This window comes from Pseudomonas sp. 5P_5.1_Bac1, from assembly GCF_025466015.1.
Classification (GTDB): Bacteria; Pseudomonadota; Gammaproteobacteria; order Pseudomonadales; family Pseudomonadaceae; genus Aquipseudomonas.
Genome location: NZ_JANLNX010000117.1, coordinates 128,824 through 148,158, shown reverse-complemented (window position 1 = coordinate 148,158; position 19,335 = coordinate 128,824). Strand labels below are relative to the sequence as shown.

Here is a 19,335-nt window from a genome sequence, read left to right as displayed (position 1 = left end):
GGCCCGAACGTGACCAAGGGCGACGCCTTCCGCCTGCAGCGCGGCGACGCGCAGTTGACCGGGCGCCTGCACGAACAGGCGCTCAACGGTCCGTTGCGCATCGAAGAACATGGCCGGCCACAGGCCAACCTCAGTTACGCCGGCGGCCTGTTGCACGGCCTGAGCCAGACGTTTCACCCCAATGGCCGGCTGTCTGCGCAACTGCCCTACCAGAACGATCGCCTCGAAGGCGTTGCCAGCTTCTACTCCACCGAAGGGCAACTGCTGCGCTCGGCCACCTACCGCAAGGGCCTGTTGCAGGGTGAAGCGGTCACCTACTTCCCGGATGGCGCGGTGGCCGAGCGCGAGCTGTACAACAATGGCGTCCGCGAGGGCCTGCTGCAGCGCTTTCATCCCAACGGCAAGCTGGCGTTGAAGGCGCAATACCTCAACGGCCAGTTGCTCGATCCGGGGCAGCGCTATGCCGAAGACGGCCGACCGCTGAATGCGGCGGGCAAGCCGGTGTCGCGGTTGAAGTGGTGGTGGACGAATGGAGCGGAAGAGTGAGGTTTGCGGCGCCGCACCCCCCCCAAGACAATCTCAGGGAATCAACATCTGCACCTGACCCGGCATGCCAATCTTGATCACCCCCGCCCAGTTGCACATCAGCATGCTGTTGGCATCCAGCGCCGGCATGCTGCCCAGCAACACCGTCGGGGCACCGGGCACCCACGGCGCGGCGGTGGCGGGAATGCACGGCATCGGCGTCAACACCCCGAGGGCCGCGGCGGTGGCGGCGGCGACCATCGGATTGGCAATGCTCATGCACGTGCCGAAGGTGGCAATGTTCACCAGCGGGATATGGTCCATGATCGTCGCCGCCGGCATCCCGCCAGCCAACACCCGGTTGACCGGCAGCACATTCAGCACGCATGGCGCGGCACCGAAGCTGCATTGCAGCGTGGCGCCGGAGCAGACCTGGGGGCACGACATTCCTTTCTCCCGATAGGTTGAGTGGGGTCGACTTTAGCCCATTTGTAGGAAATTTCCCTAGCTCTTGATGCGCGATAAACACAGGCCGCGCCACCCGCGCCCCCATTGGCTGCTGCATCACATATTTCTAATTCGAATAAATTTATCTTTATTAAGAATTGGACTGAATATGCATCCCACTCTAAAAATCCCCCGCATCCCGAACAGTGTTCACCCGACAACTGTTCATCCACCAACACTGAATCAACAGTTGCGGCGCCCCGGCAACACAACAGCCACCGGAAAAATCGCTCAACACCTTGATTCACAACGAATTCAAGAAACTGGAACGGCTCTTGCTCCACCCAGGCATCTCACTCCGCCAAGGAACCTGAATCATGAGCACCGCTTTCAACATCGTCGCTGTTTCCGGTGGGGCCTGGCGCCCTTCCCGCACCCTGGTCCTGACCGAGGCGCTGATCGCCGCGCTGGGCCAGCACCTGGATTTCAACGTGCAGGTCATCGAGCTGGGTGATATCGCCCGTCCGGTCGGTGGTGCCCTGTCCCGCGCCGAGTTGCCGGCTGATGTGGAAGCGCAGTTGCTGGCCATCGAACAGGCCGACCTGTTGATCGTCGCCGCCCCGGTCTATCGCGGTTCGTATCCGGGCCAGTTCAAGCACCTGTTCGACCTGATCGGCCAGGATGCGTTGATCGACACCCCCGTGCTGCTGGCCGCCACCGGCGGCAGCGAACGCCACGCGCTGGTCATCGATCATCAACTGCGCCCGCTGTTCAGCTTCTTCCAGGCCCTGACCCTGCCCATCGGCGTGTACGCCGCCCAGGCCGATTTCACCGACTACCAGATCACCAGCCCAGCGCTGCAGGCGCGTATCGCCCTGGCCGCTGAGCGTGCCGCCGCGACACTGGCCGGCGTGGTCACCGACAGCGCCCTGCGCAAGATCGCCTGAGGCAGATGTCGACCATGAACCTGCCTTCGCGCAACACCCTGCAAACCCCTGTGCAAATCGCCCGCGAGCTGGCCGCGCAATTCGCCGAGACCGCCGTCGAGCGCGATGCCCGTGGCGGCACGCCCAAGGCTGAACGCGACGCGCTGCGCGCCAGCGGCCTGCTCGGCCTGGTGATCCCGACCCAATATGGCGGCCTCGGCGCCACCTGGAGCGAAACCTTCGACGTGGTGCGCCAGTTCGCTCGGGTCGACAGCTCCATCGCCCATGTCTTCGGCTTCCAGCACCTGATGCTCGCCACCGTGCGCCTGTTCTCCCGTCCCGAGCAGTGGGAGCCGTGGTTCGAACTGACCGCGCGCAAGGACTGGTTCTGGGGCAACGCGCTCAATCCGCTGGACACCCGCACCGTGGTCAAGCGCTTCGACGGCTGGTGCGAGTTCTCCGGCAAGAAGAGCTTCTGCTCCGGCGCCAGCGACTCGGAAATGCTGATCGCCTCGGCGGTTGATGAAAGCGCCGGCGGCAAGCTGCTGATCGCCGCCATCCCCAGCGGCCGCACCGGCATCACCCTGCATGGCGACTGGGACAATATCGGCCAGCGCCAGACCGACAGCGGCAGCGCCACCTTCGAGCGCGTCCGTGTCGAACACAGCGAACTGCTGCTCGACCCGGGCCCGCTGAGCACGCCGTTCGCCTGCCTGCGGCCGCTGATCGCGCAACTGCATTTCGCCAACATGTTCCTCGGCATCACCGAAGGCGCCTTCGAAGAGGCCCGCCAGTACACCCTCAACGAAAGCCGTCCGTGGTTCCGCTCCACGGCCCGGCACAGCGGCGAAGACCCACATGTATTGCGCCATTACGGCGAGTTCTGGGTCGGCCTGGAAAGCGTGCGCCTGCTGATCGAACGCGCCGCCGACCTGCTCGACCGCGCCTGGGCCAAGGAACACGCCCTCGGCGCCGAGGAGCGCGCGCAACTGGCGCTGGCCATCGGCACCGCCAAGGTCGCCGCCACCCGCCATGGCCTGGATATCTGCAACCGCCTGTTCGAAGTCACCGGCGCCCGCGCCACCCATGCCTCGCTACGTTTCGACCGGCACTGGCGCAACCTGCGCACCCAGACCCTGCACGACCCGCTGGATTACCGCATCCACGAACTGGGCGAGTGGGCGCTGAACGGTACGCGCCCTACCCCGACCTTCTACTCATAAGGCCCGTCCATGCAACTGCTGACCCTGCCCCCGTCCCCGGCCCTGGCCACCTCGATCCGCGCCACCGCGCAGGTCTTCGAAGACCCGCACTCGCAGGCGCTGCTCGCCCACCTGCAACAAGTCGCGCCCAGCGAAGCCAGCGTGCTGATCATCGGTGAGACCGGGACCGGCAAGGAGCTGGTGGCACGGCACATCCACAACCTCAGCGGGCGGCGCAACGGTCCGTTCATGGCGGTCAACTGCGGCGCGTTTTCCGAATCGCTGGTGGAGGCCGAGCTGTTCGGGCATGAGAAAGGCGCCTTCACCGGCGCCCTGGCGGCCAAGGCCGGCTGGTTCGAGGAAGCCAACGGCGGCACCTTGTTCCTCGACGAGATCGGCGACCTGCCGATGCCGATCCAGGTCAAGCTGTTGCGGGTCCTGCAGGAACGTGAAGTGGTGCGCCTGGGCTCGCGCAAAAGCATCCCGATCAATGTGCGGGTGCTGGCGGCGACCAACGTGCACCTGGAAAAGGCCATCAACGCCGGGCATTTCCGCGAAGACCTGTACTACCGGCTCAACGTGGTCAGCCTGCAACTGCACCCGCTGCGCGACCGCCCCGGCGACATCCTGCCGCTGGCCCGCCACTTCATCGCCGAATACAGCCGGCGTCTCGGCTATGCCGACGTCAGCCTCAGCGAGGAAGCCCGCCAGCGCCTGGCCAGCTACGACTGGCCGGGGAATATCCGCGAGCTGGAAAACGTCATCCACCACACCCTGCTGATCTGCCGCGACAAGGTGATCCGCGCCGAAGACCTGCACCTGTCCAACCTGCGCATCGAGCGCGAGGCCAGCAGCCGTCCGCGCGAGGAAAGCGCCGATGAACTGTTGCAACGGGCGCTGCTGCGACTGTTCGAGGAACAGGGTGAAGGGCTGCACGAAAAGGTCGAGGACGCGCTGCTGCGCGCGGCCTACCGCTTCTGTCACTACAACCAGGTCCACACCGCGCAACTGCTGGGCCTGTCGCGCAACATCACCCGCACCCACCTGATCCGCATCGGCGAACTGGTGGTGAACAAACGTCGTGCCGCTCCGGGCGGTTTCGATGGCCGGGTGATCAATCTGTCGATCTGAATTCCTAGAAACACCGCTGCCACGCGTGCCCCTATCAACGATGGCAATGAGGACAATTTGATGAGTCTCGATATTTTCTGGTTCCTGCCGACTTCCGGCGACACCCGCTACCTCGGTCACTCGGCCAGTGGCCGGCCGGCGACCAATGCCTACATGCGGCAGATCGCCGTGGCCGCCGACCAGCTCGGCTACGACGGCCTGCTGATTCCCACCGGCGCCAGTTGCCTGGACCCGTGGGTCACCGCCGCCAGCCTGGTGCCGGTGACCCAGCGGATCAAACTGCTGGTGGCCCTGCGCACGTCGCTGGGCAACCCCACCGCCTCGGCGCGCCAGGCCGCGAGCCTGGACCAGGCCAGCAACGGCCGCCTGCTGCTCAACGTGGTGCCCGGCGGTGATGCCACCGAACTGGCCGCTGATGGCGTGTTCCTCAAGCACGACGAACGCTACGAAGCCTCGGACGAATTCCTGACCATCTGGCGCCGTTTGCTGGAAGGCGAGAACGTCGATTTCGAAGGCAAGCACCTCAAGGTGGAAGGCGCACAGAACTTCTTCCCGCCCGTGCAGAAACCCTACCCGCCGCTGTATTTCGGCGGTTCCTCGCCGGCGGCGCATGAACTGGCGGCCAAGCATGTCGATGCCTACCTGACCTGGGGCGAGCCGCCGGCAGCGGTGGCCGAGAAGATCGCCGATGTCCGCGCCCGCGCCGCCAAACATGGCCGCACCGTGCGCTTCGGTGTGCGCCTGCACGTCATCGTGCGGGAAACCAACGAAGCCGCCTGGGCCGCCGCCGACGAACTGATCAGCCACCTGGACGAAGACACCATCGCCGCGGCACAGGCCAACTACGCCAAGATGGACTCCGAAGGCCAGCGGCGCATGGCCGCGCTGCACGGCGGCGACCGCAACAAACTGGAAGTGGCGCCGAACCTCTGGGCTGGAGTCGGCCTGGTCCGTGGCGGTGCCGGCACCGCGCTGGTCGGCGACCCGCAAACCGTTGCCGCACGCCTGCTCGAATACGCCGACCTGGGCGTGGACAGCTTCGTGCTCTCCGGCTACCCGCACCTGGAAGAAGCCTACCGCTTCGCCGAACTGGTCTTCCCCCTGCTGCCGGGCAAGGGCAAGGTCACCGTGGACGGCGCCTTCACCGGCGGCGCGTTCGATATCCGCGCCGGCAAAGGCAAGGAGCAGGCGGCATGAAGATCATCGACCTGCGCTGCCGTCCGGCGTTTCTGCACCCGTTCTTCGGCGGCGTGCCCGGCTCGCCGGAACACGACACCGCGCGCTGGCTGAACCGCCGCGTCGGCACCCGTGGCGCGGACAACCACTTCGAACGCTCACTGACCCAGGAAGGCTTCCTCGGCGAGGTGCGCGAGGCCGGGCTGTACAAGGCTGCGGTGGTGGGTCGGCACACGCCGTCCCAGCACCTGTCCAACGATCTGATCCACAGCGTGGTGAACGGCCACGCCGAACTGATCGGTGTGGGCGCGGTGGAGCCGGTGCTGCAGGGTATCGAAGGCGCAATTGCCGAGATCGACCGCGCCATCGACGTCCTTGGCCTGCTGGCCATCGACCTCGAGCCGGGCTTCGCTGAACCGGCGCGGCAGGCCGATGACCCGTTGTACTGGCCGATCTACGAACACCTGCAAACGCGCGGCGTGCCGCTGTTCATCATGAGCGGCCCGACCACCCCGGACACGGCCTACAACGACCCGGGCCGCCTGGCCGCGGTGGCCCGGGCGTTTCCCGGACTGAAGATCGTCGCCAGCCATGGCTACTGGCCGAACGTACAACAGGCGATCGGCGTGGCGTTCCGCTACGAGAACATCCACCTGCTGCCGGACATGTACCTGTTCCAGGCGGGTAGCGAAGCGTATGTGCAAGCGGCCAATGGCTTTCTGGCGGACCAGTTACTGTTCGGCTCCTCGTACACCTTCCGCCCGATCGGGCAGAGCATCGAGGATGCGCAGCGGCTCGGGTTCAAGGATGACGTGGTGGAGAAGTTCTTCTACCGCAATGCGGCCAGGGTTTTGAATCTGGTGTGACAGGCCTTCGCGAGCAAGCTCGCTCCTACAGGAATTTGTGCCACCTGCCTGTAGGAACGAGCTTGCTCGCGATGCGCCCGGTCAGATTCGTTCTACCCGGTCCGCCAGCGCGCTGAGTTTTTCCAGGTCCACCTTGCCAACCGCCACCCGCAACCGCCCCAGCGCCCGCCCCTGGATCCGCTCCACCCCGCCCTGCACCAGGCGCAATCCCGGCAACGCCGCCGACAATGCCGCAAGATCCGGCTCCAGCCCACGCTCTCCGGTGTAATGCAGATCCAGCAACACCTCACCCTCGGCGCCCCGTGCGCTGTCGTCGCGATGCTCGGAGCCGGCCAGCAGAATCCGACTCACGGCATGCCGCGGATCGCCGAACACCCGCCACACTTCGCCCTGCTCGACCACTTGTCCGCGCTCCAGCACCGCCACGCGGTGGCAGAGGTCGCGGATGACTTCCATCTCATGGGTGATGAGCACGATGGTCAGGCCCAGGCGCCGGTTGATGTCGCGCAACAGTTGCAGGATCGCCTGGGTGCTTTCCGGGTCGAGCGCCGAGGTGGCTTCGTCGCACAGCAGAATCTGCGGTTCCAGCACCAACGCGCGGGCGATGCCGACTCGCTGTTTCTGTCCGCCAGATAATTGCGCCGGGTAGGCGTCGCGGCGCTCGACCAGGCCCACCAGTTGCAGCAGTTCATCGACCCGCCGTAGCCGTTCCGACGGCGGCACGCCGGCCATGCGCAGCGGCAGTTCGATGTTTTCGGCGACGGTGCGGGTGGCCATGAGGTTGAAGTGCTGGAAGATCATCGCCACCTGCCGGCGCAGCGGGCGCAGTTGCGTGGTGGTCAGGGCGGCAATGTCCTGGCCGTTGATCAGCACCTGGCCTTCGCTGGGGGTTTCGAGGCGGTTGATCAGGCGCAGCAGCGAGGATTTTCCGGCGCCGCTGCGGCCGATGATGCCGAAGATTTCACCGCGCTGGACGCTGAGGTCGATGTCCTGGAGCGCGGTGAGATCGCCGTAGCGTTTGCCGATCCCGCGTAGTTGCAGAGGAATGACGGAGGCGAGGATTTCCTGGGAGAAGCGGGTCACGGTCTGAACACCTGATTAGTTGAGCACCATGGGGGGGCTGATGGCCTTTCGCGAGCAAGCTCGCTCCTACAGTAATGTGGAGTTCTGTAGGAGCGAGCTTGCTCGCGATGTGCCCCGAAAGATCAGAAGCCCGGCGCAATCTGACCCTTGTAACGGGTCAGGATAAAGTTGCGCACTTCAGGGGTGTTCAGCGCCTTGGCCAGTTTCTGGATACCCGGGTCTTGCAGGTTGTCCGGCCGCGCCACCAGGTACTCGACGTAGAGGTCCTTGCCCTTCTCGACGATCAGCGCGCTGTTGGTGTCGATCCCGGCTTCCAGGGCGTAGTTGGCGAACACGAACGCCAGGTCCACCTGGTTCACCGCACGGGCCAGCAAGGCGCCTTCGAGTTCGCGGATCTTCAGTTTCTTCGGGTTCTCGGCGATGTCGCGCTGGGTCGCCAGGGTGTTGCTCGGGTCCTTGAGTTTGATCAGCCCGGCCTCGTGCAACAGCACCAGGGCGCGACCGGTGTTTACCGGGTCATTGGGAATCGCCACGCTGGCGCCGTCGGGCAGGTCCTTGAGGTCTTTGATCTTGGTCGAATACGCGCCGAACGGTTCGATGTGCACCCCCACCACCGGCACCAGGTCGGTGTGGCGGCTTTTGTTGAAGTCATCGAGGAACGGCCGGTACTGGTAGTAGTTGGCGTCGAGGTTTTTCTCGGCCAGTTGCAGGTTGGGCTGGATGAAGTCGGTGAAGACCTTGATGTCGAGGTCCACGCCTTCCTTGGCCAGCGCCGGTTTGACGAATTCGAGGATCTCGGCGTGGGGCACCGGGGTGGCGCCGACGACGAGTTTTTCGTTGGCATGGGCCGACAGGCTGATGATTGCGGCGGCCAGGACCGCCAGAGACTGCTTGAACATGGTGTGCTCCTTTGGGATGGGATTGGCCGTCGTCGGGCGAACGTGGGGCCGGGTTGGGCAAAACGGTGTTTCAGCGGCGGGTGAAGTGCCGCACCAGGCGGTCGCCGCTCATTTGCAGGGCCTGCACCAGCAGGATCAGCAAGAGCACGGTGACCACCATTACATCGGTCTGGAAACGCTGGTAACCGAAGCGGATCGCCAGGTCACCCAGGCCGCCGCCACCGATCACCCCGGCCATCGCGGTGTAGTCCACCAGCACGATGGCGGTCACGGTGACCGCGGCGATCAGCCCGGTGCGCGACTCCGGCAACAGCGTGTAGCGGATGATCTGCCAGGTGCTGCCGCCCATCGCCTGGCTGGCTTCCACCAGCCCGCGGTCGACCTCGCGCAGCGCGGTTTCCACCAGCCGGGCGAAGAACGGCGTACAGCCCACCACCAGCGGCGGGATGGTCCCGCGTACCCCCAGCGAGGTGCCGGTGATCAGCGTGGTGACCGGGATCAGCACGATCAGCAGGATGATGAACGGCAGCGAACGCAGCACATTCGCCACCAGCGACAGGCAGCGGTACAACAGCGGGCTGGACAACAACTGGCGCTGCCCGGTGAGGTACAGCAGCACCCCCAGCGGCAGGCCGAGCAGCACGGTGAAGGCCAGCGCCGCGCCGAGCATGCTCAGGGTTTCCAGGCTGGCTTGGCCGACCTCGCCCCAGTTCAGGTTGACCAGCAGCTCATTCATTGGCCGGCCTCCCGACGCAGCGCAGCAACCGGGTGCGGCGCACGCAGGCGGTCGCCCTGGCCGAACAGCTTGTTGCGCAAGGTGCCTTCGGCGTACTCGCGCTTGAACAGGCCGCGGGCCTGCAACTCCGGCACCAGCAGATCGACCACGGCGACGAAGGTTTCCGGGGCGACCACGCTGGCCAGGTTGAAACCATCGACACCGGTTGCCTCGACCCACTCCTGCAACTGGTCGGCGACGGTCTGCGCCGAACCCACCAGCACCGGGCCGTCGCCACCAATGGCGCAGTAATCGGCGATTTCGGCGGTGGTCCAGGTGCGGCTCGGGTCGGCGCGGGTGAAGGCTTCCACCGCCGACTGGATGGCGTCGCTCGGCACTTCGCGCAGCACCTGCTCCGGGTCGTAGCGGGAGAAGTCGATCCCGGTCCAGCCCGACATCAAGGTCAGCGCGCCCGTGGCGCTGGCGTACTCGCGGTACTCGCGCAGACGGGCCAGGGCCGCCTCGTCGGTCTCGGCGACGATCACCGTGAGCTGTTCGAGGATGACGATATCGTCGGCTGCGCGCCCGGCGGCAACCGCGGCGGCGCGGAACTCGTCCACCTGTTTCTTCAGCACCGCCTTGCTCGGCGCGGCGACGAACACGCATTCGGCATTGGCCGCGGCGAATGCCCGGCCACGGCTCGACGCGCCGGCCTGGTAGAGCACCGGGGTGCGCTGCGGCGACGGCTCGCAGAGGTGGAAACCGGGCACCTTGAAGTAGGTGCCGTCGTGGTCGATGCCGTGGACCTTGGCCGGATCGGCATACACGCCGCTGTCGCGGTCGGCACGCACGGCGTCCTCTTCCCAGCTGTTTTCCCACAGCTTGTAGCAGACCTGCAGGTATTCCTCGGCCAGCGCATAACGCTGGTCGTGGGACAGTTGCTCACGCTGGCCGAGGTTGCGCGCGCCACTGCTCAGGTACGAGGTGACGATGTTCCAGCCGGCGCGGCCCTGGGTCAGGTGATCGAGGGTGGACATGCGCCGGGCGAACGGAAACGGGTGCTCGAACGATACCGAGGCGGTGACGCCGAAGCCCAGGTGTTCGGTGGCCGCGGCCATGGCCGGCACCAGTTGCAGCGGGTCATTGACCGGCACCTGGGCGCCGCTGCTCAGCGCCGCGTCGGCGTTGCCGCCATAGACGTCATAGACCCCCAGCACATCGGCGATAAACAGGCCGTCGATGCGGCCGCGCTCCAGGGTTTTCGCCAGCTCGACCCAGTAATGGATATCGGTGTAGCGCCGCGACTGGTCGCGGGGATGGCGCCAGAGGCCGGGCGACAGGTGCCCGACGGTGTTCATGGCGAAGGCGTTGAGACGAATCTGCTTGGACATGGCCGCACCCTAGTTCCAGTCGTGACGCGGCGGCTTGATGCCGTTCAGCGCCCAGTTGCCGACCAGGTGGTACTTCCAGCGCACCGGGTCGTGCAGGGTGTGCACCCGGGCGTTGCGCCAGTGGCGGTCGAAATTGTGTTTGGCCAGCGACGAGCGGGTGCCGCCCAGTTCGAACAAGCGGTTGGTGGCTTCGATGGCGGCTTCGGTGGTCAGCACCTTGGCCTTGGCCACGGCCACCGAGGCGGCGGCGACGTTGTCTTCGTCCGGCGCCGGCTTGGCCGCGTCGAGCACCCAGCCGGCCCGTTCCAGCAAGGCTTCGGCGGCTTCCTGGCGGATCTCCAGCGAGCCGACTTGAATGATGGTCAGCGGGTCGTCGCCGGCTTTTTCCACCTGGGCATCGACCCACGGACGGGCGTGCTCGCGGACGAAGGTGATGGTGTCGTCCAGCGCGGCGCGGCCGATGCCGGCGTCGATGGCGGCGGTGGTCAACTGGGCGAACGGGCCGGCCAGGGTCGGGCTTTCATAGGAGCGGTAGCTGGCGAACAGGTGGAAGGCCGGCACCCGCAGGCCGTCGGCGATCACCGTGCCGCTGGAGGTGGTGCGCTGGCCGACGCTGTCCCAGTCATCCACCACCACCAGACCCGGCGTGCCGCGCTGGACGAACGCCAGTTGGGCGCGGTCCTGATCGTCCAGGGCCAGCACGCCGATCCAGTGGGCGTAGAGCGAGCCGGTGCAATAGCCCTTGCGCCCGTCGATGCGGTAGCCGTCGCCTTCAGTGACCAGGCGGGTACGGATGTCCTGCACCGTCTTGCCGCCGGTTTCCGACAGCGCATTGGCGAAGCGATGGCCCTTGAGCACCAGATCGAAGAAGAAGCGTTTCTGCTCTTCGCTGCCTTGCAGGCGGATGTCTTCCAGCAGGCAGTAATGGTTCTGCGGGATCTGGCCGAGGGACGGATCGGCGGCGGAGACAATGGCGATCACCTTGGCCAGCGTCGCGAACGACACCTCGGCTCCGCCGTAGCTGCGCGGCACGGTGATGCCCCACAGGCCGCTGTTGGAAAACGCATCGACCACATCGGCCGGCACCTGGCGCGTGCGGTCACGCTCGGACGCGCCCTCGCGCAGCAGCGCGGCGATACGGTGAGCGACGGCGATGGCTTCGGCGTCGTCGCGGATGAGATGCGCATCCGGCTGGCGAATGTCGTAGTGGGCGGAAACGGCAGGTGTGGACATGGATGTTCCTTGGTCCTGAGTACATGGATATCAAGGGCTAGAGCACAAGCCATGCCAACGGCATAAATCCTTTGTTTTCAGCCGGTTAGGAAATATTCAAGACAGCCGGAAAGGACTGCCGGACAGCAAAGTGTTGGGCAGGTGTTGGTGGGTGAACAGTTGGGTGGGGGACATCATCAGAGTGCGGCAGCGATGGTCAGGCGCGCATGCCGTGGTTTTTGCGGTGCCCATGAATCGCTGGCAAGCCAGCTCCTGCAGGGATCAATGCAGCTATCAAGGCTTGCGCCGGACCGGTGGGAGCCGGCTTGTCGGCGATGGGCGGCCGCCCGGGCACTCGCCACGACCGTACGGCGCCTGGCAAGGACAAACACTGAACGTCTGGAAAAACCGCTGCCTCCAATGTTCAGGACCCTCGCGCACCGGGCGCGAACAGGAGACTGCCGCCATGAAAGCTCATTTCGTCAAACTCATGACTCACCCGGATTACGCCTGGGTGGATATCCGCAGCGAAGAAGAACGCCAACCCCGCCACTACCTGCCGCACCTGCTGCTGTGGGCGCTGTTGCCGGCGGTGTGTCTGTTCATCGGCGTGACCTGGACCGGCTGGAGCCTGGCCGACGCCGACCGGGTAAGGGTCAGCGTCGCCAGCGGCCTGCAACTGAGCGTGCTGCTTTACGTCACCACCCTGCTCGGCACCATGATCATGGGCGGGTTCATCCGCTGGATGTCGCGCACTTTCGACGCCCGGCCGACGCTGAACCAGTGCATCGGTTTCGTCGCCTACACCACCACGCCGTACTTCCTCGCCGGCATCGCCGGGCTTTATCCCAATCGCTGGCTGGCGGTGGCGGCCCTCGGCGCGGCCGGGGCCTACGCCACCTACTTGCTGTTCGTCGGCCTGCCCAAGTTCATGCGCCTGACCCAGGACCGCGGCTTCCTGTACGCCGCCTCGGTCTGGGGCGTTGGCCTGCTGGTGCTGGTGACCATCCTTGTGAACATGATCCTGTTCTGGTTCAACGTGCTGGAGCCCGAGTACCTGCGCCCGGCGACGTTGCCGTAGGAGCGAGCTTGCTCGCGAAGCTCGCGCCTGCATCGCCTGCCTACCTCACCCCTTGCTCGATGCTGTAGTGAAAGGTGTTTTTCACGCCGGGCACTTCCACGACCCGGCCATCGACCACTCGGGGCTGGTACTTGAACGTCCTGGCCGCCTGCAATGAGGGCTGGGCGAACCACGGGTGGCAACCGTCCAGCACGCGCGGATCGCGGACCCGGCCTGAGGTGTCGACGGTGTAGCTGACCGTGCAATCGCCCTGCACGCCTTTGTCCAGCGCGCGCTGCGGATAGTCCGGGGCCTGTTTGCTGATGGGCAGGTACTGTGAACTGGCGGCCGCGGCGCGGGCGCGTTCATCCGCGGCACGCCGTTCAGTGGCCAGGCGCTGTGTCTCCCGCACCTCGGCCGCCTCGCGTGCCGCTTGCTCCTGTTGCGCGCGCGCCTGGTCCTCGCGCTGCCGGGCTTCGTCGCGACGCCGCTGTTGCTCGGCCACACGTTCCTGACGGCGCACGTCGGCTTCGCGCTGCTGCTCGCGCTTGAAGGCCAGTTCGGCCGCGCTGGGCGGTACCGGGGCTGGCGGCGTCAGTACTTGCGGCGGTGGTGGTGGCGGCTCGATCGCGGCGGCGGGCTCGGGCACGGCCAGCGGTGGCGCCAGCGGCTCGACCGGCGCCGACGGCGGCAGGCTGATCAACTGGGTGGTGATCACCGGCACCACCGGCGTCGGCAAGCGCGGCGTGTAGTCATGCCCCAGCAAGACCACCGCCAGCGCCGCATGCAGGGCGACGGCAATGCCCGCCGCGCCGACATGGCCGCGCCAGCGCGGCAGGTTGAAGGACGGCGCGCTGACCGGCAGCGCAAGGCTCAGGCTGCTCATGCTCAAGGCTCCTCGGTGATCAGCCCGAGGCTGGTCACACCCCCGCGCTGCAATTCGGCAATGCCCGCCACCACCCGGCCATAGTCGGCGCCATGGTCGGCGCGCACATAGACCTGGGTGTCGCCGCGCAGGGCAATGATCTGGCCGACCTTGTCGCGCATATCCTCAAGGCTCACGGCGCTGTCGCTCTGACCCTCGATCTTCAGGTCGGGGCCAAGGTTCCAGTAGAAGCTGCCATCGTTTTTCACCGAGAGGGTCAGCACTTGCCGCTCGCTGTCGGCCGGCAGCGCCTGGGCGGCGACCTTGGGCAAGTCGAGCTTGACGCCCTGCACCAGCATCGGCGCGGTGACCATGAAAATCACCAGCAAAACCAGCATCACGTCGATATAGGGCACTACGTTCATTTCCGCCTTGGCGGCGTGTTTGCGCTGGGGTTTGACCAACATGGGGACGCTCCTTTCAGGCCACCGCGGCGATGTTCGCGGTGCAGTGCAGGCGTTTGTGCAAGCGCGCCTGCAATTCGTTGGCAAAGCTGTACTGACGCGCGCTGAGGGTCTGGCCGCGAGCGCTGAAGCGGTTGTAGGCCATCACCGCCGGAATCGCCGCGAACAGGCCGATAGCGGTGGCGATCAGCGCTTCGGCAATGCCGGGCGCCACGGTGTTGAGGGTCGCCTGCTGCACCTGGGACAGGCCGAGGAAGGCATTCATGATTCCCCACACCGTGCCGAACAGGCCGATATACGGGCTGACCGACCCGACCGTGGCGAGAAACGCCAGGCCCTGGTCGAGGCGCTCGTCCTGTTCGGCGAGCGACACGTACAGGCTGCGCTCGACCCCTTCGAGCACGCTGTCGCTGGCGATCTGCGGCTGGCGCTGCAACTGCGAGAACGCCTGGTAACCATCGACGAAGATCCGCTGCAGCGGCGTTTCCTCTTCGCCATCGCGGCCCTTGGCCTGGCTTTCGCGGTACAGCAGGGCCAGGTCGCCACTGGCGCGGAAACGCTGGAGAAACGCGTCGGACTGCCGCTCGCTGCGACGCAGGCTGACCCCGCGCTGGACGATCAGGTACCAGCTCAGCAACGAGGCCAGCACCAGGCACAGCATCACGGCCTGCACCACCAGGCTGGCGTCGCTGACCAAGCCCCAGATGCTCATGTGTTCGGTTGCAGCTTGCATGTCTTGCTCCTTGGCCCCGCGTCGGCGGGGCGATCACTCGATTTGATGTCCGGCGTGTTGCCGGATGATGACAGTCGCTCAGTCGAGCTTCAGGGCCTCGGCGATCTGGCTCCAGCCGATGTACTTGAAGTTCTGCCGGCCTTCGGGCATGCGTTTGCGCCCGTCCTGCACCACCAGCAGGCCCTGGCTCCAGGGGCCGCCGAGGTTGGCCGAGGTCAGGTCGAGGCCGTCGGTCTGTGAGGCGCCGTCGATGCCGAGCGCGGCATTGAGGCCGATGCTGAAAGCCCCGCGCAGGCGGTACGGCGGGCTGGCTTCGATCACCACGTAGCGGTCGTTGCCCTGGCTGGAAATCACCAGGTAATCGCGCTGCTTGCCTTGGTAGAAACCCAGCCCTTCGATATCGGCCTTGATCGGGCCACCGACGCCGATCACTTTCTCCAGCGTGGCGGGCGCGTCGGCGCGGGCATCCAGGGCCCAGACCGCCTTGTCTTCCTCGCCGATAAACAGGCGCTGGCCACGGTCGTCGGCGACACAGCCTTCCGGTTGCGAGGCGGTGGCGAAGCGACGCACCAGTTCGCCGCGCAGCTCGCCCGCTGGCGCGCTCAGGCGGTACTGGAGAAAGCTGCCGTCCTTGTCGTTGGCGATGGCGTACAGCGCGCCGCCGCTGTCCTTGAACATGCACAGGCCGTAGATGTCCTTGAGCGGCGTGGCGACCTCGCCGAGCACGCTGACCTCGCCGGTCCGCGGCTCGATGGCGAAGACGTGCAGGCTGTTGTTGTCACGGTTGCTGGCCACCGCCAGATCGACCTCGCGGTCACCCAGGTGGAAGCCGTTGCGCACATCGACGTTGTTTACCCGGCCGATACGCAGGTCCTGCAATTGCCGGCCTTGCAGGTCATAGACCAGCAGCCCGCCCTTCTTGTCGGTGCCCAGCACCCGGCTGCGCGCCGGGTCGGCGGCGTTGACCCAGATTGCCGGGTCGTCGGCGGCGTCGCCAAAGCTCGGTACCGGTTCGGTCTGTACTTGCGCCGGCAATACCGGGATGGCCGCTGCCGGCGTGACGACAGGCAAGGTCCAGTCAAGGCGCGCACGGCGCTGGCCTTCGTCATCGACGATCAACAGTTCCAGGCCCTTGGCATCAGGGCGCACGCTCAGTTGCTCGGGCGTTTTCAGTTCCGCCAGCGGCAGCACCGCCTCGGCCTGCCAGGTGATGCCGGTCTGGCGGTACAGGTGCAGGGTCGCGCTCACCGGGTCCAGCGCCAGCAGGCCGCCCGGCACCAGGGCCATGCCGGCGCTGCGTTTGCCGATGCCGCCAAAGGGCGCGCGTAGGTCCACCGGGCGGCGCTGCAACGGCGCTTCGGCGGCGGCGCCATAACGCCACAGGCCGAGGTTTTCTTCGTTGACGTAGAGGCTGTCGCTGGTGTCGTCGCTCTGGCAATACTCGCTCAGGGGCGGCAGGCTCAAGCCCCGCACGCGCTGCGCGGCCGCCAGCGGCTGGTCATCGCTCGCCACCAGCCACTGCTCGCCGACGCCCTCGGCACCGAGCAGGAAGACGAAGCTGTTGCGCGCGCTGTCGCGGTACAGGCACAGGCCCTCGATGGCGAAATCGCGCTTGGGCAGGTACAGCGGCGTGCTCCAGCCCTTGTCGCGCTGAAGCCGGACCAGCAACGCCTGCTGGCGTTTAGTGTCGAGGCTGGCGACCAGCAGGCCGTTGTCGACCAGGCGCTGGTCGAGGCCCTTGAAGCGGCCTTCCAGTTGGCTCAGCACCTGGCCGTCGGCCTTGAGCAGTTGCAGGCCGTGCTTGCCGGCCACAAGGCGGTCGGCACCGGGCCAGAACACATCGTTGGCCAGCAGCCGGGCATTTTCCGGGCTGCCGGGCAGGCGCTCGCCGAGGCTCAGCGCCGGTTGCGCCGAGGCCTGGGCCACGGCCATGGCCAGCAACAGGCCGCTCAGCAGGGTGTAGGGTCGTGCGTTGAACATGTGCGGTTCTCATGGGCAGCCCGCACCACTGCCCATCAGGGCAGCGGCGCGGGCGAAGCGGTCAGAAGTGGGTCAGGGTCAGGCCGAGCTTGTAGGTCGGGCCGTACTCTTCGTACTGGGAGTTGAACGAGCGGCGTCCGGTGTAGGTGTAATAGGACTCGTCGGTGATGTTCTGCGCTTCGAAGGTCAGTTGCAGGTCCGGGGTGAGGAAGTAGCCGGCCTTGAAGTCGACGAACAACTGGTCGTCGGCGTACAGGTCATGGGCCTTGTCATCCACCGCGGCCACTTCGGCCAGGAAGCTGGATTTGTAGTTGGCCGCGAGGCGCAGGCTGAGTTTTTCGTCTTCCCAGCCGAGGGTCAGGTTGCCGACGGTGTCGGACTGGTTCGGCAGGTCGATGCGCCGGCTCAGGCCCTGGCCGTCGATCTCGGCGCGGGACTTGCTCAGGGTCAGGTTGCCGCCCAGCAGCAGGCCGTTCCACGGCGCCGGCAGCCAGTCGAATTTCTGCGAATAGGCCAGCTCGAGGCCGTAGAGTTTCGCGCTCTGGCCGTTGGCGTAGGTCTTGGCTTCGTCGAAGTCGACCCACTCGCCGCTGCCGGCCAGGTCGGTGTTGTAGACGAAGTTGTCGATGTCCTTGTAGAACACGTAGGCCGAGAGCACGCCGGCGCGGCCCAGGTAATGCTCGATGCCGAGGTCGAGGTTCATCGACTCCAGCGGCTTGAGGTCCGGGTTGCCGAAGCTCGCCTCGCCTTCGCTGTCATCGATCATGAAGCCCGGCGCCAACTGGCCGAAGGTCGGGCGCACCACACTGTGGGTCCAGGCCGCGCGCAACTGGGTCTGCGGGGTGAACTGGTAGCGGGCGTGCAGCCCCGGCAGCCAGTGGTCGTAGCGCTTGCGGCTTTGCGTCGGGCTGTATTCGCCGTCGCGCAGGCCGGTGCCCTTGGCTTCGAACTCCGTGCCCTCGTAGCGGACCCCGGCGATGAAGCGCCAGGCGTCCACGTCCAGGGTGTTCATCAGGTAGGCGGCGTTGATGTCTTCGCTCATCTGGAAGTCGTTGATGCGCGATTCTTCTTCGTCGTAGAAGGCGTTGCGGTCGAGGCCACCGATCAGGTCCTTGATGGCGCCCGCGCTGATGCCGTTGCCGAAGTTGCCGAGGGCGTAATCGACCTTGCCGCTCTGGAAGCCGTCGAGGGTGATGTCGTCGAAGTCGTCGTAGACCCAGACGTCGGTGTCGCTGCGCTTGTCGCGGCGGCTGGCCTTGGCGCCGAACTTGACCTGGGCGCTGTTGCCGCTCAGTTCGTAGTCGCGGGCCAGGTCGAAGCGGATGTTCTTTTCCTCGTCGCTGGAGTTGGCTTTCTCCCACTCCACCTTGTCGAGGCTGAACGCCTGCGGATCGTAGAAGGCCGAACCGGTGCTGAGGCGCGGTTTGCGCGTGCCGTCGAAGCCGACGTCGGCGAAGTCGCCTTCGAACTTGGCGCTGGCGATGCCGCCGGGATCGTTCTCGCTGGACTTGCTGTAGCCGACCTGGCCGCTGAGGGTCCAGGCGTCGATCAGGCGTTCGCCGCCGAACACGTAGGACTGGATTTCCTGGGTGTCTTCGCGGGACTTCAGCGAGCGCCAGCCTTCGCCGTCGCCACGCTCGCCGGACAGTTGCGGGTCTTCGAATTCGATGCCGGCGGCGTTGCGCGTCTCGGTGTCCTTGAAGCGGCTGTAGAGGGTGCGCAGGTAATAGCTGGAGAAATCGTCCGGCCGGTAATCGAAGTTGAGCCCGGCACCGGTGCGCTCGCGGCGGATGCGGTAGTCGCGCTGCTCGGCTTCTTCCAGGCGCGGCTGGCCGTCTTCGAAGTCCCAGGCGCCGCCGGTTTCAACGTTGTCCGAGCCGAAATCGCGCTGCTGCCAACTGAAGGCCGCGGCCACGCCGAAGTTGTCGATGCCGTCGCCGAGGCTGAATTTGTTGCTGAAGGCGCCGGAGAATTTCGGGCTGTCCTGGCGGGTGTTCTTGTCGTGGCTGGCTTCGCCGCTGACGGTGTAGAACAGCCCCGGATGGTCGTAGGCCGAGAGGCTTTCCACCTCGATGGTGCCGCCGAGCGAGTTGGCGTCCATGTCCGGGGTCAGGGTCTTGACCACCGACAGCGACTGCACCAGCTCGGTGGGCAGGACGTCCAGCGCCACGGCGCGGCGATCGCCTTCCGGGGCCGGCAGCAGGGTGCCGTTGATGGTCACGCTGTTGAGGTCAGGGCCGATGCCGCGCACGCTGACGAAGCGGCCTTCGCCCTGGTCGCGCTCCACCGACAGGCCGGGAATACGCTGCAAGGCTTCGGCGGCGTTGTCGTCGGGCAACTGGCCGACGGCGTCGGCGTGGACCACGCTGCGCACGGTGTCCGAAGCTTTCTGCTCCTTGAGCCCCTGGTCCATGCTGGCGGCCTGACCGACCACATTGACGTGCTCGACCTTGTCTTCGGCGAAGGCCGGCAGGCTGGCGCCAATGGCCAGGCTCAACAGGCTGATCTTGAATCGCCGACGGTTGTCTGCGGGCTTGACGGTAACCACGATAACGCTCCCCCTGAAGTCCATCCGCCACGTCGGGGCGGAAACTGCAGGGCACGCTAGGGGTGGTGTGTGGCAGATCTGTGACAGGGATTTTCGTGTCGGTCGGATCGGG

Annotated in this window: 18 protein-coding genes; 7 read left to right on the top strand and 11 right to left on the bottom strand. The window is 66.1% G+C overall.

Annotated features, from left to right (window positions below; genetic code table 11):
* The first annotated feature begins 9 nt into the window (after positions 1 to 9).
* A complete protein-coding gene (locus NTD82_RS28210; protein ID WP_410017097.1) occupies positions 10 to 546 on the top strand; it encodes a toxin-antitoxin system YwqK family antitoxin in 537 nt (178 codons plus the stop codon).
* Between the two features lie 33 nt (positions 547 to 579).
* Here the strand turns inward: NTD82_RS28210 and NTD82_RS28205 are convergent, their stop codons facing one another.
* Positions 580 to 972, bottom strand: a complete 393-nt coding sequence (locus NTD82_RS28205; protein WP_262131099.1) for a DUF4280 domain-containing protein — start codon at positions 970 to 972, stop codon at positions 580 to 582.
* Positions 973 to 1,349: 377 nt separating this feature from the next.
* On the opposite strand from NTD82_RS28205, the gene msuE reads away from it, so the two are divergent.
* The 5 genes from msuE to NTD82_RS28180 are packed head-to-tail and all read left to right on the top strand — an operon-like array spanning position 1,350 to position 6,273.
* A complete protein-coding gene (msuE, locus tag NTD82_RS28200; protein ID WP_095155242.1) occupies positions 1,350 to 1,919 on the top strand; it encodes an FMN reductase in 570 nt (189 codons plus the stop codon).
* 14 nt (positions 1,920 to 1,933) lie between these two features.
* Positions 1,934 to 3,121, top strand: coding sequence for an acyl-CoA dehydrogenase family protein (locus tag NTD82_RS28195; RefSeq protein ID WP_095155355.1), 1,188 nt, complete (start codon positions 1,934 to 1,936; stop codon positions 3,119 to 3,121).
* A 9-nt stretch (positions 3,122 to 3,130) separates the two neighbouring features.
* Positions 3,131 to 4,231, top strand: coding sequence for a sigma-54 interaction domain-containing protein (locus NTD82_RS28190; protein WP_262131098.1), 1,101 nt, complete (start codon positions 3,131 to 3,133; stop codon positions 4,229 to 4,231).
* Positions 4,232 to 4,291: 60 nt separating this feature from the next.
* The gene (gene ssuD / locus NTD82_RS28185; protein WP_262131097.1) at positions 4,292 to 5,428 is read left to right on the top strand and encodes an FMNH2-dependent alkanesulfonate monooxygenase; all 1,137 of its coding nucleotides are present in this window, start codon (positions 4,292 to 4,294) and stop codon (positions 5,426 to 5,428) included.
* Positions 5,425 to 6,273: an amidohydrolase family protein gene (locus NTD82_RS28180; RefSeq protein WP_262131096.1), complete on the top strand. Its 849-nt coding sequence runs from the start codon at positions 5,425 to 5,427 to the stop codon at positions 6,271 to 6,273. The genes ssuD and NTD82_RS28180 overlap by 4 nt, the downstream gene beginning before the upstream one ends.
* A gap of 81 nt (positions 6,274 to 6,354) precedes the next feature.
* Here NTD82_RS28180 and NTD82_RS28175 read toward each other — a convergent pair whose 3' ends face one another.
* The 5 genes from NTD82_RS28175 to NTD82_RS28155 form a co-directional block, all read right to left on the bottom strand.
* Complete coding sequence (locus NTD82_RS28175) at positions 6,355 to 7,356, bottom strand: methionine ABC transporter ATP-binding protein (RefSeq protein ID WP_262131095.1); 1,002 nt, start codon at positions 7,354 to 7,356, stop codon at positions 6,355 to 6,357.
* Between the two features lie 122 nt (positions 7,357 to 7,478).
* Positions 7,479 to 8,255: a MetQ/NlpA family ABC transporter substrate-binding protein gene (locus NTD82_RS28170; RefSeq protein WP_095155247.1), complete on the bottom strand. Its 777-nt coding sequence runs from the start codon at positions 8,253 to 8,255 to the stop codon at positions 7,479 to 7,481.
* A gap of 70 nt (positions 8,256 to 8,325) precedes the next feature.
* Positions 8,326 to 8,991: a methionine ABC transporter permease gene (locus NTD82_RS28165; RefSeq protein ID WP_095155248.1), complete on the bottom strand. Its 666-nt coding sequence runs from the start codon at positions 8,989 to 8,991 to the stop codon at positions 8,326 to 8,328.
* A complete protein-coding gene (locus tag NTD82_RS28160) occupies positions 8,988 to 10,361 on the bottom strand; it encodes an LLM class flavin-dependent oxidoreductase (RefSeq protein ID WP_262131094.1) in 1,374 nt (457 codons plus the stop codon). Before NTD82_RS28160 ends, NTD82_RS28165 begins: the two co-directional genes overlap by 4 nt.
* Positions 10,362 to 10,370: 9 nt before the next feature.
* The gene (locus tag NTD82_RS28155) at positions 10,371 to 11,594 is read right to left on the bottom strand and encodes an SfnB family sulfur acquisition oxidoreductase (protein WP_262131093.1); all 1,224 of its coding nucleotides are present in this window, start codon (positions 11,592 to 11,594) and stop codon (positions 10,371 to 10,373) included.
* Between the two features lie 445 nt (positions 11,595 to 12,039).
* Between NTD82_RS28155 and NTD82_RS28150 the strand changes: the two genes are divergently transcribed.
* A complete protein-coding gene (locus NTD82_RS28150) occupies positions 12,040 to 12,654 on the top strand; it encodes a Yip1 family protein (RefSeq protein WP_095155251.1) in 615 nt (204 codons plus the stop codon).
* A gap of 40 nt (positions 12,655 to 12,694) precedes the next feature.
* Here NTD82_RS28150 and NTD82_RS28145 read toward each other — a convergent pair whose 3' ends face one another.
* From NTD82_RS28145 to NTD82_RS28125, 5 genes are all read right to left on the bottom strand, one after another.
* Entirely contained in the window at positions 12,695 to 13,519 is an 825-nt protein-coding gene (locus NTD82_RS28145) for an energy transducer TonB (protein WP_262131092.1), read from the bottom strand.
* Between the two features lie 2 nt (positions 13,520 to 13,521).
* Entirely contained in the window at positions 13,522 to 13,965 is a 444-nt protein-coding gene (locus NTD82_RS28140; RefSeq protein WP_262131091.1) for an ExbD/TolR family protein, read from the bottom strand.
* Between the two features lie 13 nt (positions 13,966 to 13,978).
* Positions 13,979 to 14,695 (bottom strand): protein TolQ, encoded by a 717-nt coding sequence (gene tolQ, locus NTD82_RS28135; RefSeq protein ID WP_262131090.1) that lies wholly within the window; start codon positions 14,693 to 14,695, stop codon positions 13,979 to 13,981.
* Between the two features lie 78 nt (positions 14,696 to 14,773).
* Positions 14,774 to 16,675, bottom strand: a complete 1,902-nt coding sequence (locus NTD82_RS28130; protein WP_262131089.1) for a phytase — start codon at positions 16,673 to 16,675, stop codon at positions 14,774 to 14,776.
* A 61-nt stretch (positions 16,676 to 16,736) separates the two neighbouring features.
* Positions 16,737 to 19,223 (bottom strand): TonB-dependent receptor, encoded by a 2,487-nt coding sequence (locus tag NTD82_RS28125; protein WP_262131088.1) that lies wholly within the window; start codon positions 19,221 to 19,223, stop codon positions 16,737 to 16,739.
* Between the last annotated feature and the right edge of the window lie 112 nt (positions 19,224 to 19,335).

Coding starts and splice junctions, on each gene's coding strand:
- NTD82_RS28205 (WP_262131099.1), bottom strand. CDS start 972: ATGTCGTGCCCCCAGGTCTGCTCCGGCGCCACGCTGCAATGCAGCTTC.
- msuE (WP_095155242.1), top strand. CDS start 1,350: ATGAGCACCGCTTTCAACATCGTCGCTGTTTCCGGTGGGGCCTGGCGC.
- NTD82_RS28195 (WP_095155355.1), top strand. CDS start 1,934: ATGAACCTGCCTTCGCGCAACACCCTGCAAACCCCTGTGCAAATCGCC.
- NTD82_RS28190 (WP_262131098.1), top strand. CDS start 3,131: ATGCAACTGCTGACCCTGCCCCCGTCCCCGGCCCTGGCCACCTCGATC.
- ssuD (WP_262131097.1), top strand. CDS start 4,292: ATGAGTCTCGATATTTTCTGGTTCCTGCCGACTTCCGGCGACACCCGC.
- NTD82_RS28180 (WP_262131096.1), top strand. CDS start 5,425: ATGAAGATCATCGACCTGCGCTGCCGTCCGGCGTTTCTGCACCCGTTC.
- NTD82_RS28170 (WP_095155247.1), bottom strand. CDS start 8,255: ATGTTCAAGCAGTCTCTGGCGGTCCTGGCCGCCGCAATCATCAGCCTG.
- NTD82_RS28165 (WP_095155248.1), bottom strand. CDS start 8,991: ATGAATGAGCTGCTGGTCAACCTGAACTGGGGCGAGGTCGGCCAAGCC.
- NTD82_RS28160 (WP_262131094.1), bottom strand. CDS start 10,361: ATGTCCAAGCAGATTCGTCTCAACGCCTTCGCCATGAACACCGTCGGG.
- NTD82_RS28155 (WP_262131093.1), bottom strand. CDS start 11,594: ATGTCCACACCTGCCGTTTCCGCCCACTACGACATTCGCCAGCCGGAT.
- NTD82_RS28150 (WP_095155251.1), top strand. CDS start 12,040: ATGAAAGCTCATTTCGTCAAACTCATGACTCACCCGGATTACGCCTGG.
- NTD82_RS28145 (WP_262131092.1), bottom strand. CDS start 13,519: ATGAGCAGCCTGAGCCTTGCGCTGCCGGTCAGCGCGCCGTCCTTCAAC.
- NTD82_RS28140 (WP_262131091.1), bottom strand. CDS start 13,965: ATGTTGGTCAAACCCCAGCGCAAACACGCCGCCAAGGCGGAAATGAAC.
- tolQ (WP_262131090.1), bottom strand. CDS start 14,695: ATGCAAGCTGCAACCGAACACATGAGCATCTGGGGCTTGGTCAGCGAC.
- NTD82_RS28130 (WP_262131089.1), bottom strand. CDS start 16,675: ATGTTCAACGCACGACCCTACACCCTGCTGAGCGGCCTGTTGCTGGCC.